This window comes from Pseudoalteromonas sp. Xi13 (assembly GCF_003952205.1).
In the GTDB taxonomy this organism is placed as follows: domain Bacteria; phylum Pseudomonadota; class Gammaproteobacteria; order Enterobacterales; family Alteromonadaceae; genus Pseudoalteromonas; species Pseudoalteromonas atlantica.
The window spans coordinates 2,515,717-2,529,234 of sequence record NZ_CP034439.1 but is presented as its reverse complement, the minus strand read 5'-3'; the positions used below and the strand labels follow the sequence as shown (position 1 = coordinate 2,529,234).

Sequence of the window (13,518 nt, the reverse complement as noted above, 5' to 3'; positions counted from 1 at the left end):
AAAGAGGTTGTTTTAGCTCGTTTTATTCTTCGTTATTTTTCGTGTTAAAATGGCTTTTTATTATTTGAAGTAACGAGCAGCCCTGTGCCACATAGCGAACTTTTAGCCCCTATTAATAATTTTTTATTGTGCGAAACCCCAAATGAATGGGTTATTGAGGCAGTAAAAAAAGAAAATTTATCGATTATTTTAATCGATCACTTAATTTGTGAGTTAAAAGCAGCGCAAAGTGCAATGTTTTTAATTCGTAAGTACGCGGTAGATAAAGACAGCAGCGATGCATTACTCGAATGGCTAAAGCCCTTTGAAACACTTATTTATAAACGTGAAGGTAATTGGCGTGATTTAGCGGCTAAAAATAAACTTACAAAATCTATTATCCCAAAGTCTAACTCACCTTACGGGCAAGATTTAATAGATAAAATGGTGATGCTAATAAAAGAAGAATTACATCACTTTTATCAAGTGCTCGAAATAATGGACGAGTATGGGGTAGAGTACAGAAGCATTACACCGTGTCGTTACGCTAAAGGGATGCTACGTAACGTTAAAACGTTTGAGCCTAATGCATTAGTCGATAAACTAATTGTAGGTGCTTATATTGAGGCTCGCTCATGTGAGCGTTTTGCTGCACTTGCTCCACATGTTGATAAACGCTTAGGCGATTTTTATATTTCATTGCTTCGCTCTGAGGCGCGCCATTATCAAGATTACTTAACACTGGCACAAGAAATTGCTGATTTTGATATTACTGAGCGAGTCGACTTTTTTGGTAAAATTGAGGCTGATTTGATCACTAGCCCTGATGAAGACTTTAAATTTCACAGTGGCGCACCTGCACTCGTTACTAACTAAAGTGGTGCTATTTAGCTCTTCAAGCACACCGGCTAGTTAGGTGTGCTACTTCTTTCTATAAAGTCTATGAGCTCAAGCGCCGTGCTTTGAGAAAAGCCATGTTTTACTAATAGCTCTTTTGCGGTGCCATTGTATAAAATAGTAGAAAAGCCTTGTTCAAGCGCGTCTCTTTTTTGTTTTGCATCAGGGTCAGACTTTGGAAACATAACATGCAGTTGATGATGCTCTAAATCGGGCGAAATATATTCAACTTGTGGCGCGCCGGGTTCATTAAGCTTTTCGGTGTTTTTTAACCAGTATTCACCCACTTCTTTAGTGCCTGCTACTAAGTCTATTCGTCCTTTTTGAAGCATATATAAACTGTTAATTAACCCGCGAGTGGAGGTTACGGCAAGGCCATTACTTTCAGAAAAAACTTCACTTACTGCGTAGCCAATGCCTTTACAAATACTGTATGGCTGTAAAGAGTCCATACTGCCGTCATAGTTTATTTGTCTGTCTTTGAGCTTAAATAGTCCAACGTATACGTTAGCAAGTGGGCGCGAATAATAAAAAAGATCAGTACGCGACTTTGTATAAAAAGCGCCTAAAATTGCATCTTTTTTATTTATTTTGGTAAGCTCCAGCGCTCTGTTCCAGCTGGTAAACTCAATGTCGTTATTAATATTTTGATTAGCTAAGGCCGCTTTAGTTAAGGCAGTAACCCAGCCGTTATCAGTTAAGCGCTCACCAATATAGGGTGGGGAGTTTTCGGCGACGAGTTGCCAATTTTCTGAGGCATACCCTTTGGAAAAAATGCAACAAAGCACCAAACAATAAATAGCTTTATACATATATCCTTATCCTATTACCAAAAAGTACTTAAATAATAGTCAGGATTTGAAATTATGCGAAGGGCGTATTAATGAGTTTTTGACCTTGTGGAGTAACCACTAAATATGAGCCTTGAGTATACCAATCACCAAGCACAGTGCGTGTTAGTGTTTGCTTACCTACAGTGTAAGTGTGTACGTTAGGGCGGTGGGTGTGGCCGTGTATCATGTTGCTTACATTATACTTGGCAAACATCGCTAGTACGGCGTCATCTACTACGTCTAAAATTTCTATGGGTTTGTCGGCTTGGCTTAATTTGCTTTTTTCTCTGGCATTGCGAGCAATTTTTTTTCTGTACCATAGTGGCATTGCTAACATTAATTTAGGCCACCACCAACCGCGACTTTTTTTACGAAACTTTTGATACTCAATATCTTGAGTACACATTTCATCACCGTGCAAAATAACAGTGGGAGTGCCATATAAATCAATAACCGTTTGCTCGTTTAGCAATACCATACCTGCGCGTTTAGCGTATTGCTCACGCATAATAAAATCGCGATTACCGTGTATAAAGTACACTGGTGTTCCGCCATCTTTAACGGCTTTTAAATGCTTTGCTACCTCACTAGCCAATTCTGTTACGTAGTCATCCCCAACCCATACTTCAAAAAAATCACCTAAAATATACAGTGCATCTACTGGCTTACCAATAATGTGCGTATTTATAAAGCGATAAAAAGCCTCGCTAATATCTGGGCGGTTTTCACTTAGGTGTAAGTCTGCAATAAAGTAGGTTTGAGAAGTCATAGAGGCATCTAGTTAGGTTAAATAAAAAGCGGGCGCATACATAATGTACCATGCCCGCTTAATTACTCAGTATATGAGTAAACGTTTAGCTTACAGTAACGTTTTCGATGATTACATTTTCAAGCGGTACGTCTTGGTGAAAACCAGCGCTGCCTGTTGCTACACCTTTAATTTTATTTACTACGTCCATGCCTTCAACTACTTCAGCAAATACACAGTAACCCCAGCCTTGCGAAGTTTCGCTGCTGTGGTTTAAAAAGTCGTTGTCGTTAACGTTAATAAAAAATTGGGCTGTTGCTGAATGTGGATCAGGTGTACGCGCCATTGCTAATGTACCTACTTTATTAGATAAGCCATTATTTGCTTCGTTTTGAATTGGGTCGTTAACGTCTTTTTGTTCCATACCAGGTACAAACCCACCGCCTTGCACCATAAAGCCGTCAATTACGCGGTGAAAAATAGTGCCGTTGTAAAAACCTGAGTTTGCGTACTCTAAAAAGTTTTTAACTGTGTTTGGAGCTTCTTGCTCAAACATTTTAATGGTGATGTCACCAAAATTAGTGTGTAGAACAACCATGTGGTTTCCTATATCTGGTTTAATTAGTCGCGCTATTTTATCTTAGTTAACTAAGATAAACAAAGTGCTTGTTCAATATATCCAAAGCTGCCCAAGGTATATACTTGTGCGTTTTACAGGGGGTTGATATCGAGGTGGTATTTTCTCTCAATATATAACCATGCACAGAACAAGAGCCTATTAAGCAATGAACAGGGGGGTTAAAACTGATTTTTACAGTGTTATTAATTTTAACAACAGAACCTCTATTACATACAATCAAGGCCTTGCCTAAATTGGTTTTAATTCCAGCTTAAACATGCGTATTGAAGAGGTTTGGGTATAAAAAGCGCTAGAGCGGGGGCTTTTCAAGTGTTAACATAGCCAACTCAGCAAACAGTCAAGGACTAAAAGTAAATGGTACAAATATACAACACACTCACGCGACAAAAAGAGCAGTTTAAACCTATGGTCGAAGGCAAAATCGACATGTACGTGTGTGGTATCACCATTTATGATTTTTGTCATATCGGTCATGCGCGTACATTTGTCGGGTTTGATGTTATTGTCCGCTACCTTCGCCACCTTGGTTACGACTTAAAATACGTACGTAATATTACCGACGTAGATGATAAAATAATTAAACGCGCAAACGAAAATGGCGAGTCAATTAATGACCTAACTTTGCGTATGACCCAAGCCATGCACGAAGACTTTGATAGCCTAAACATGTTGCGCCCAGATATTGAACCTACGGTTACAAACCATATGGATGAAATTATCGAAATGGTTGAGCGCTTAATTGCAAAAGGCCATGCGTACGTAGCAAACGACGGCGACGTGCTTTTTGATGTTTCTACGTTTGAGCAGTACGGCGCACTATCGCAGCAAGATTTAAGTATGCTCCAAGCAGGCTCTCGCGTAGAGGTTGCACAAGACAAAGACGATCCGCTTGATTTTGTATTGTGGAAAAAAGCAAAAGCAGGCGAACCTTCATGGTCATCTCCTTGGGGAGAAGGGCGTCCAGGTTGGCATATAGAATGTTCAGCAATGAGCTCAAAGCATTTAGGTGAGCATTTTGATATTCACGGTGGCGGCTCTGATTTACAGTTCCCGCATCACGAAAACGAAATTGCGCAATCATGCTGTGCAAACAATGGCAAGTATGTAAATACGTGGATCCACACAGGCATGGTACAAGTAAATAAAGAAAAAATGTCTAAATCATTAGACAACTTTTTTACTGTGCGTGAGGTATTAAAAACATATGACGCTGAATCAGTTCGTTACTTTTTAATATCAGGGCATTACCGTAGCCAGCTAAATTACTCGCAAGAGAATTTAGATCAAGCACGTTCATCGCTTGAACGTATTTACACAGCACTTCGCGGTGTTGAGCCAATTACGTGCGATATTGAAAATAATGAGTACGTGGCTAAATTTAGAAAAGCCATGAATGATGATTTTAATACACCAGAGGCGTTACCGGTTTTATTTGAACTGGCTAAAGAGCTAAACCGTGTTAAAGACACCGATACACAGCAAGCAGGGCAATTAGCATTTGTGCTACGCAGCATAGGCGAAGTGCTTGGTGTTGCCCAGCAAGCACCTGAATCGTTTTTGCAAGGCGGACAAGATGATGATGAAGTGGCCACTATCGAAGCGCTGATTGTAAAACGTAATGAAGCGCGCGCAAACAAAGATTGGGCCGCTGCTGATGAAGCACGTGATGCACTTAATGCACTCGGTGTTGTGCTTGAAGACTCAGCAGGTAAAACAACGTGGCGTAAAGCGTAAATGCGTTAAAGTAGCTTTTAAACTAAAAAGGGTTGCCAGTTGGCAACCCTTTTTTAATGCTAAGGCATTAAATTAACTGTGGTATTTTTCACATGCTTCGAGGGTGTTTTCAATTAAACTTGCTACAGTCATTGGGCCAACGCCACCCGGTACAGGGGTAATAAAATCAGCTTTTTGCTCTGCAACACTGTACTGAACATCGCCCACTAACTTGCCTGTATCTAAACGGTTAATACCTACATCAATCACAATTGCACCTTCTTTTACCCACTCACCTGGTATAAATTCAGGTTTACCTACGGCCACGACTAATAAGTCTGCGCGGCGCACATGGGTTTCTAAGTCTTGTGTAAATTTGTGACATACCGTTGTAGTACAACCGGCAAGTAATAACTCAAGCGACATAGGGCGACCAACAATATTAGAAGCACCAACAACTACCGCATGCATCCCTTTGTAACGCACGCCCGTTGAATCTAATAAGGTAATAATCCCTTTGGGTGTACATGGGCGCAGCGCCGGCATACGTTGCGCTAAGCGGCCAATATTGTAAGGGTGAAAACCGTCTACATCTTTATGTGGTGTAATACGTTCTAAAATCTTTTCTGCATCTAGGCCTTCAGGTAGCGGTAGTTGCACCAAAATACCATCTACTTCGCCATCATTATTTAGCTCATCAATTAATGCTAGTAGTTCTTCTTCGCTGGTTTGCGCAGGTAAATCAAATGACTTTGAAATAAATCCTACTTCTTCACACGCTTTACGCTTAGAGCCAACGTAAACTTGGCTTGCAGGGTCAAGCCCTACCAGTACTACTGCTAAACCGGGTGCACGTAAACCGTTTGCAACGCGTTCGCTTACGCGCTCAGCCACTGCACTACGTACTTGTTTTGCGATTGCCTTACCATCAATGATGTTTGCCGTCATGGGGGACCTTTAATTGGGGTTAAATAAACTTCGATACTTATATTTTAAAAGCATCTGCATATAAAGAGGGGTATATGCAAAAAATTAATTTTATTAATGCTTTTTTAATATGCAGGCTATTTTCGCAGAAAAGGCCCGAAGCGCCAAGTTGCTTTTAGGTTATAAACAGGTGTTTTCAAAAAAAGCGTCTAAATTTCAGCTTAGTTTTGCAATATTTAACCATTATGAACTAAAAATGACCGATTGATTTATTTTATGCAAAAAACGTTTGACCTCTCCCAGGCAAATCACTATTATGCACCCCGTTGTCAACGAGGTCACTCGCAGGCAATCGTAAGCATCGGCGATTAGCGCAGTTTGGTAGCGCACTTGGTTTGGGTCCAAGGGGTCGCAGGTTCAAATCCTGCATCGCCGACCACTTCTTTTATTTTTATAATAGAATAGCTTACAGGCAAACTATGAAGTTTTCGATGCGCCCGTAGCTCAGCTGGATAGAGCAACGCCCTTCTAAGGCGTTGGTCGAAGGTTCGAATCCTTCCGGGTGCGCCATTTGAAAACAAAGTAAATACCGTGGTGATTGTAGCTCAGTTGGTAGAGCCCCGGATTGTGATTCCGGTTGTCGTGGGTTCGAGCCCCATCAGTCACCCCAATTTACTTCGAGTATCGGCGATTAGCGCAGTTTGGTAGCGCACTTGGTTTGGGTCCAAGGGGTCGCAGGTTCAAATCCTGCATCGCCGACCACTTTCTCATAAGTGGTCTTAAATTCAACATTTAAGTATTCAACACGATTATCGGCGATTAGCGCAGTTTGGTAGCGCACTTGGTTTGGGTCCAAGGGGTCGCAGGTTCAAATCCTGCATCGCCGACCACTTTCTTAACCTTAAAGAAAGTAAACGAGTAATCACTCAGCAATAACTTCTATTTACTTCCTACTAAAATATCGCTTTAACGTACCAGTTAGTCTGTTTTTTACGCAGTTGGTCTCGATCGTAGCTAAACTAGTCCAAATAATTGCCCCCTACACTCGACTATCATAATTATTAGGTTATAATGCCGCGTCTATTGTTTAACATAGTGCCCGAAGGGCAGAGCAGCAATGGGATCTCATGGTAGTGACGGATGCTTTTTAGTGAAAAATCGCTTTAAAATTTATCAAGACTCATGAAGATTACTTTGTTTGTAAGGAAGGCGAACAGTCGCCAAAATTGAATATTGAGGTAAATCATGCAAGTTTCTGTTGAGACGACTCAAGGCCTTGAGCGCCGTCTGACCATCACCGTTCCTGCAGAGAACGTTGAGACCGAAGTAAAAAAACGCTTACAACAACTGTCAAAAACGCAGCGTATCGATGGCTTCCGTGCTGGTAAAGTACCAGTTTCAGTAATTAACAAGCGTTTTGGACCTGCGGTTCGTCAAGAAGTAGCTGGCGAAGTAATGCAGCGTAACTACATTGAAGCAATTGTTGCTGAAAAAATTAACCCTGCTGGCGCACCATCATTTGCACCTAAATCACTTGAAGCAGGTAAAGATTTAGAGTTTACTGCAACGTTTGAAGTATACCCTGAAGTTGAAGTTCAAGGTTTAGACAAAATTGCAGTAGAAAAACCAGCGGTAACAGTAACTGACGAAGATTTAGCAAACATGCTAGAAACACTTCGTAAGCAACACGCTTCTTGGTCTGATGTTGACGCAGCTGCTGGCGAAAACGACCGTGTAACAGTTGATTTCGTAGGTACTATCGACGGTGAAGAGTTTGAAGGCGGCAAAGCTGAAGACTTCCCACTTGAGCTTGGCCAAGGTCGTATGATCCCAGGTTTTGAAGACAACATCGTTGGTAAAAAAGCAGGCGAAGAAGTAGTTGCTGATGTAACTTTCCCTGAAGATTACCACGCTGAAAACCTAAAAGGTAAAGCGGCTCAATTCACTATCACAGTGAAAAAAGTTGAAGCACAAGAGCTACCTGAATTAAGCGAAGAGTTTGCAACTAAGTTCGGTGTTACCGAAGGCGGCGTAGACGCGCTTAAAGAAGAAGTTAAAAAGAACATGACACGTGAGCTAGACCAAGCGGTTAAAGCTAACGTGAAAGACCAAGCGATTAAAGGTCTTTTAGAAAACAACGAAATCGAAGTGCCTAAAGCACTTATTGATCAAGAAGTTGACGCATTACGTCAGCAAGCAGCTCAACGTTTTGGTGGCGACGCTAAAAACATGCCTGAGCTTCCAGCTGAATTGTTCCACGAGCAAGCTGTAACTCGCGTTAAAACTGGCCTATTACTAGGTGAAGTGATCAAAGCAAACGATATCAAAGTTGATGATGAAAAAGTTGAAGCATTAATTGCTACAGTTGCATCTGCTTACGAAGATCCAACTGAAGTAGTAGAATACTACAAAGCAAATGATCAACTTATGCAGCAAATGCGTAATGTTGCAATGGAAGAGCAAGCTGTTGAAGCTATTTTAGCTAAAGCAAACGTGTCTGACGTTGAAAAAGCATTTGATGACATCATGAATCCTCAGCAAGGTGCTTAATAAGTCATTGACTTAAGCGCTCGCTAACGATTAAATGGCTCGTGTTACTCTGTTTATGCAGTGTGCCCGGGCCATTTTAGTTTGTGCCCCATAATTTGCGAAAAATGATAACTATGCTTCCTTTAGTAAGAAAAAGCATAAGCGCATAAGGAATTAAAAAAGTATGAACACTGGTATGACAGATCCCCTAAATGCATTAGTCCCTATGGTTGTTGAACAAACAGCTAAAGGTGAGCGCTCGTATGACATTTATTCGCGTCTATTAAAAGAGCGAATTATCTTTTTAACGGGCCAAGTTGAAGACAACATGGCAAATCTAATTTTAGCGCAAATGCTATTTTTAGAATCAGAGAACCCTGAAAAAGATATCTTTTTATATATTAATTCACCAGGTGGTTCGGTAACCGCTGGTATGGCAATTTACGATACAATGAACTTCATCAAACCAGATGTAAGTACTATTTGTGTTGGCCAAGCGGCAAGCATGGGCGCATTTTTGCTTACTGCTGGCGCTAAAGGTAAGCGTTTTTGTTTACCAAACTCACGTGTAATGATTCACCAACCGTTAGGTGGTTTCCAAGGTCAAGCATCTGACTTTGAAATACACGCAAAAGAAATTCTGTCTATTAAAGACAAACTTAACCGCTTAATGGCAGAGCATACAGGCCAGCCATTAGATGTTATTTCACGCGATACTGACCGTGATAACTTTATGAGTGCATCACAAGCTGTAGATTACGGCCTGGTTGACTCAGTGTTTACAAATCGCGAAAGCAAGTAAGCGTGTAGGCAAGCAAATAATTGCTTGCCACTTTGAGTTACTATGCGAAAACCAGTAAATTTTGGTATAGTTAAAAGCGAATTTGAAATAGTTGCCAACCTTATTTGGCAGCCAACGTATAAAAGAGGTAGCTGAATGTCTGACACTCCTACAGACGGCGACAAAAGTAATAAATTGTTATACTGCTCTTTTTGTGGCAAAAGCCAACACGAAGTGCGTAAATTAATTGCAGGTCCTTCAGTATACATTTGTGATGAATGTGTAGAGCTGTGTAACGATATTATCAGGGAAGAAATCAAAGACATTGCTCCTAAGCATAATTCGTCTGATAAACTACCTGTGCCAAAAGAAATTCGTAATCACTTAGATGACTACGTAATTGGTCAAGACCATGCTAAAAAAGTATTGTCTGTAGCGGTATACAATCACTACAAGCGCCTACGCAACCAATCTACAAAGCAAGAAGTAGAACTAGGTAAAAGTAACATTTTGCTTATTGGCCCTACAGGCAGTGGTAAAACATTACTGGCAGAAACACTTGCGCGTTTACTTGATGTACCGTTTACTATGGCAGATGCAACTACACTAACCGAAGCCGGTTATGTAGGTGAAGATGTAGAAAACATCATTCAAAAACTGCTACAAAAATGTGACTACGACGTAGAAAAAGCGCAACGTGGTATTGTTTACATTGATGAAATTGACAAAATTTCGCGTAAATCAGATAACCCATCTATTACACGTGACGTGTCGGGTGAGGGCGTACAACAAGCGCTGCTTAAACTAATTGAAGGCACGGTTGCCTCAGTACCACCACAAGGTGGTCGTAAGCACCCGCAGCAAGAGTTTTTACAGGTTGATACCTCTAAGATTTTATTTATCTGTGGTGGTGCCTTTGCAGGCCTAGATAAAGTAATCGAACAGCGTAGCCATAAAAATACCGGAATTGGCTTTGGTGTTAACGTTAAAGAGTCAGCGTCGAGCCGCTCTTTAAGCGAAACATTTAAAGACGTAGAGCCAGAAGATTTAGTTAAGTACGGCTTAATTCCTGAGTTTATTGGTCGTTTACCTGTTGTTGCTACATTAACTGAGCTTGATGAAGCGGCACTTGTACAAATATTAAGTGAACCTAAAAACGCCATTACTAAACAGTTCTCTGTATTGTTTGGTATGGAAGACGTTGAATTAGAGTTCCGTGATGATGCACTAAGCGCTATTGCTCACAAAGCAATGGAGCGTAAAACAGGTGCTCGCGGACTTCGCTCAATAGTTGAAGGTGTACTCCTTGATACTATGTATGAGCTGCCATCAATGGATGATGTAAGCAAAGTGGTTATAGATGAAACCGTGATTAAAGGTGAATCTGACCCAATCTTGATTTATGAAAACAATAATCAAGATAAAGCTGCATCAGAGTAGTTTTTAAGCTATTTGTATAAAAAAGGAGCCTTAGGCTCCTTTTTTTATAATTAATTTGAACGAGTTGGGGGAAATTGTTGAACTTTAATTAGATTATCCCCATATACTTGAGTAATCTTTTAAATAAATGAAGTGCGAAGAGAAACTATAATGACGCTTGAGAGAACCGATCGAGTCGAAATCCCAGTGTTAGCACTGCGCGATGTTGTGGTATATCCGCACATGGTGATCCCGCTTTTTGTAGGCCGTGAAAAATCAATAAAATGCCTCGAAGCGGCAATGGATAAAGACAAACAAATTTTCTTGGTTGCACAAAAAGATGCAACTGTAGACGAACCTGAGCAAGACGATATTTACCGTATCGGTACTATTGCTACTGTACTTCAGTTATTAAAGTTACCAGACGGTACAGTTAAAGTTTTAGTTGAAGGTACGCAGCGCGCACAAATTGAAGAATTTGTAGATAACGATGAGTTTTTTGTAGCGAATGCTCAGTTCATCGAATCTGATTCAGTGGATGAGCAAGAGCAAGATATTTTCATCCGCAGCGCTGTTAGCCAGTTTGAAGGCTATGTAAAACTTAATAAAAAAATTCCACCTGAGGTATTAACCTCTGTTTCAGGTATTGATGAGCCAGCACGCCTTGCCGATACAATGGCAGCGCATATGCCATTAAAAGTGCCTGAAAAACAAAAAGTGTTAGAAATTTCAAGCGTTACAGAGCGCTTAGAATACTTAATGGCACTGATGGAAGGTGAAATAGACTTATTGCAGGTTGAGAAAAAAATTCGTACCCGCGTGAAAAAGCAGATGGAAAAATCTCAGCGCGAGTACTACCTCAACGAGCAAATGAAAGCCATTCAAAAAGAACTTGGTGAGCTTGATGATGTACCTGACGAATTTGAAGCGCTTAAAAAGCGTATTGAAGAATCAGGTATGCCAGAAGAAGCGAAAGAAAAAGCATCAGCTGAGCTTAATAAGCTTAAAATGATGTCGCCAATGTCTGCAGAGGCCACTGTAGTGCGTTCATACATTGATACGTTAATTAACGTACCATGGAAAAAACGCTCGAAAGTGAAAAAAGACTTAGCAGGCGCGCAAAAAATTCTTGATAGCGATCACCACGGCTTAGATAAAGTTAAAGAACGCATAATTGAATACCTCGCGGTGCAACAACGTACTAATAAGCTTAAAGGGCCTATTTTATGTTTAGTAGGGCCACCGGGTGTAGGTAAAACGTCACTAGGGCAGTCTATTGCACGCTCTACGGGTCGTAAATATGTTCGTATGGCATTAGGTGGCGTACGTGATGAAGCTGAAATTCGTGGTCATCGTCGTACTTACATTGGCTCTATGCCAGGTAAGCTGATTCAAAACATGACAAAAGTGGGCGTTAAAAACCCATTATTCTTGTTAGATGAAATCGACAAAATGTCATCAGATATGCGCGGCGACCCGGCATCAGCATTATTAGAGGTGCTCGATCCGGAGCAAAACAGCCACTTTGCTGATCACTACTTAGAAGTAGACTACGATTTATCGGATGTAATGTTTGTAGCAACATCAAACAGCTTTAATATTCCTGGTCCATTATTGGACAGAATGGAAGTTATTCGCTTATCGGGTTACACCGAAGATGAAAAGCTAAACATTGCAAAAGAGCACTTAATTACTAAGCAAGTTAAACGCAATGGTTTAAAACCTTCTGAGCTAGTAATAGAAGACAGTGCAATTATTGGCATTATTCGTTACTACACGCGTGAAGCGGGCGTACGTAATTTAGAGCGCGAAGTATCTAAACTATGTCGTAAAGCCGTTAAAAATATCTTACTTGATAAAGAGACTAAAACAGTCACTATCAATCAAGATAACCTAGAAGAGTTTTTAGGTGTACAGCGCTACGACTACGGTAAAGCTGAAGACGGCGATCGCATTGGCCAGGTAACAGGCTTAGCGTGGACCGAAGTAGGCGGCGATTTACTGACCATTGAATGTGCGGCTGTGCCAGGTAAAGGCAAACTAAGCTACACAGGCTCACTGGGCGATGTAATGCAAGAGTCAATACAAGCGGCCATGACGGTAGTTCGTAATCGTGCTGATACGTTCCGTATTAATAACGATTTTTACGAAAAACGCGACATTCATGTGCATGTACCTGAGGGCGCGACCCCTAAAGATGGCCCAAGTGCCGGTGCAGCAATGGTAACGGGTTTAGTATCGAGCTTAACAGGTAACCCCGTTAAAGCCGATGTAGCAATGACAGGTGAAATAACACTGCGCGGTGAAGTACTGCCTATTGGTGGTTTAAAAGAGAAACTACTTGCTGCACACCGTGGTGGAATTAAAACAGTCATTATTCCTAAAATTAACGAACGTGACTTAAAAGAGATCCCAGATAACGTACTGGCAGGCTTAGATGTTCACCCAGTTACATGGATTGATGAAGTATTAAAGTTAGCTTTAGTGCATCCTGTTGAGAGTTTTTCAGTCGAAACACCGAAAAACCAATAAAAAACCCAAAAAAAGTGCTTTAAAGGGCTTTTCAAATCTAATCGGTATGATAAGTTAAGCACTGGTTTTCGAGCCTAGCCCTTATGGGGCCTAGGCTTAAGAAAAATATAATCATGTGAGCATTAAAAGTTTGCTCTAAAATTTTCAAAAAAGTGATGTTAGTTTAAAAAACAATCGCTCTTGATAATAACAATGAAAGAGGATGATATTGTGAATAAATCTCAATTAATCGATCAAATCGCAGCTGACGCTGACATTTCTAAAGCGGCTGCAGGTCGTGCACTAGATTCATTCATCGAGTCTGTATCTGGAGCGCTTAAAGATGGCGATTCAGTTGCACTTGTAGGTTTTGGTACTTTCTCAGTACGCGAGCGTGCTGCTCGTTCAGGCCGTAACCCACAAACTGGTGAAACTATCCAAATCGCTGCGGCAAATATTCCTTCTTTCAAAGCCGGTAAAGCGCTGAAAGACGCAGTAAACTAATCACTGTTTAAATACAGATTAGTTATGGCGAGTGTAT

General features: G+C 40.8%; 11 protein-coding genes and 5 tRNA genes. 12 read left to right on the top strand and 4 right to left on the bottom strand.

What is annotated here, in order from left to right; genetic code table 11:
- The first annotated feature begins 84 nt into the window (after window positions 1-84).
- Window positions 85-855 carry a tRNA isopentenyl-2-thiomethyl-A-37 hydroxylase MiaE gene (miaE, locus tag EJ103_RS11430; protein ID WP_004586888.1) on the top strand — a complete coding sequence of 257 codons (771 nt, stop codon included), beginning with the start codon at window positions 85-87 and terminating at the stop codon, window positions 853-855.
- A 32-nt stretch (window positions 856-887) separates the two neighbouring features.
- On the opposite strand, the gene EJ103_RS11425 is transcribed toward miaE, so the two are convergent.
- The 3 genes from EJ103_RS11425 to EJ103_RS11415 form a co-directional block, all read right to left on the bottom strand.
- On the bottom strand, window positions 888-1,688 hold the full coding sequence (locus EJ103_RS11425; RefSeq protein ID WP_126007714.1) for a transporter substrate-binding domain-containing protein: 801 nt from the start codon (window positions 1,686-1,688) through the stop codon (window positions 888-890).
- A 52-nt stretch (window positions 1,689-1,740) separates the two neighbouring features.
- Window positions 1,741-2,478: a UDP-2,3-diacylglucosamine diphosphatase gene (locus tag EJ103_RS11420; RefSeq protein ID WP_055253121.1), complete on the bottom strand. Its 738-nt coding sequence runs from the start codon at window positions 2,476-2,478 to the stop codon at window positions 1,741-1,743.
- An 85-nt stretch (window positions 2,479-2,563) separates the two neighbouring features.
- Entirely contained in the window at window positions 2,564-3,055 is a 492-nt protein-coding gene (locus tag EJ103_RS11415; RefSeq protein ID WP_024032242.1) for a peptidylprolyl isomerase, read from the bottom strand.
- Between the two features lie 396 nt (window positions 3,056-3,451).
- On the opposite strand from EJ103_RS11415, the gene cysS reads away from it, so the two are divergent.
- Window positions 3,452-4,831 carry a cysteine--tRNA ligase gene (gene cysS, locus EJ103_RS11410; RefSeq protein ID WP_096041402.1) on the top strand — a complete coding sequence of 460 codons (1,380 nt, stop codon included), beginning with the start codon at window positions 3,452-3,454 and terminating at the stop codon, window positions 4,829-4,831.
- A 72-nt stretch (window positions 4,832-4,903) separates the two neighbouring features.
- Here cysS and folD read toward each other — a convergent pair whose 3' ends face one another.
- Entirely contained in the window at window positions 4,904-5,758 is an 855-nt protein-coding gene (gene folD, locus EJ103_RS11405; RefSeq protein ID WP_029772557.1) for a bifunctional methylenetetrahydrofolate dehydrogenase/methenyltetrahydrofolate cyclohydrolase FolD, read from the bottom strand.
- A 341-nt stretch (window positions 5,759-6,099) separates the two neighbouring features.
- Here folD and EJ103_RS11400 point away from each other — a divergent pair.
- The 10 genes from EJ103_RS11400 to EJ103_RS11355 all read left to right on the top strand — a co-directional run bounded on the left by EJ103_RS11400 (window position 6,100) and on the right by EJ103_RS11355 (window position 13,481).
- Window positions 6,100-6,176: transfer RNA gene (locus EJ103_RS11400), tRNA-Pro, on the top strand.
- A 54-nt stretch (window positions 6,177-6,230) separates the two neighbouring features.
- A tRNA-Arg gene (locus EJ103_RS11395) sits at window positions 6,231-6,307 on the top strand.
- 24 nt (window positions 6,308-6,331) lie between these two features.
- Window positions 6,332-6,407 (top strand) — tRNA-His (locus tag EJ103_RS11390).
- 15 nt (window positions 6,408-6,422) lie between these two features.
- Window positions 6,423-6,499 (top strand) — tRNA-Pro (locus EJ103_RS11385).
- A gap of 51 nt (window positions 6,500-6,550) precedes the next feature.
- A tRNA-Pro gene (locus EJ103_RS11380) sits at window positions 6,551-6,627 on the top strand.
- A 355-nt stretch (window positions 6,628-6,982) separates the two neighbouring features.
- Window positions 6,983-8,287 (top strand): trigger factor, encoded by a 1,305-nt coding sequence (gene tig, locus EJ103_RS11375; protein WP_126007712.1) that lies wholly within the window; start codon window positions 6,983-6,985, stop codon window positions 8,285-8,287.
- Window positions 8,288-8,450: 163 nt separating this feature from the next.
- Window positions 8,451-9,068: an ATP-dependent Clp endopeptidase proteolytic subunit ClpP gene (gene clpP / locus EJ103_RS11370; protein ID WP_024033798.1), complete on the top strand. Its 618-nt coding sequence runs from the start codon at window positions 8,451-8,453 to the stop codon at window positions 9,066-9,068.
- A gap of 135 nt (window positions 9,069-9,203) precedes the next feature.
- The gene (clpX, locus tag EJ103_RS11365) at window positions 9,204-10,487 is read left to right on the top strand and encodes an ATP-dependent protease ATP-binding subunit ClpX (protein WP_004586896.1); all 1,284 of its coding nucleotides are present in this window, start codon (window positions 9,204-9,206) and stop codon (window positions 10,485-10,487) included.
- Between the two features lie 150 nt (window positions 10,488-10,637).
- Window positions 10,638-12,998: an endopeptidase La gene (gene lon / locus EJ103_RS11360; protein WP_004586897.1), complete on the top strand. Its 2,361-nt coding sequence runs from the start codon at window positions 10,638-10,640 to the stop codon at window positions 12,996-12,998.
- Between the two features lie 183 nt (window positions 12,999-13,181).
- On the top strand, window positions 13,182-13,481 hold the full coding sequence (locus tag EJ103_RS11355) for an HU family DNA-binding protein (protein WP_286247754.1): 300 nt from the start codon (window positions 13,182-13,184) through the stop codon (window positions 13,479-13,481).
- Window positions 13,482-13,518 lie beyond the last annotated feature (37 nt).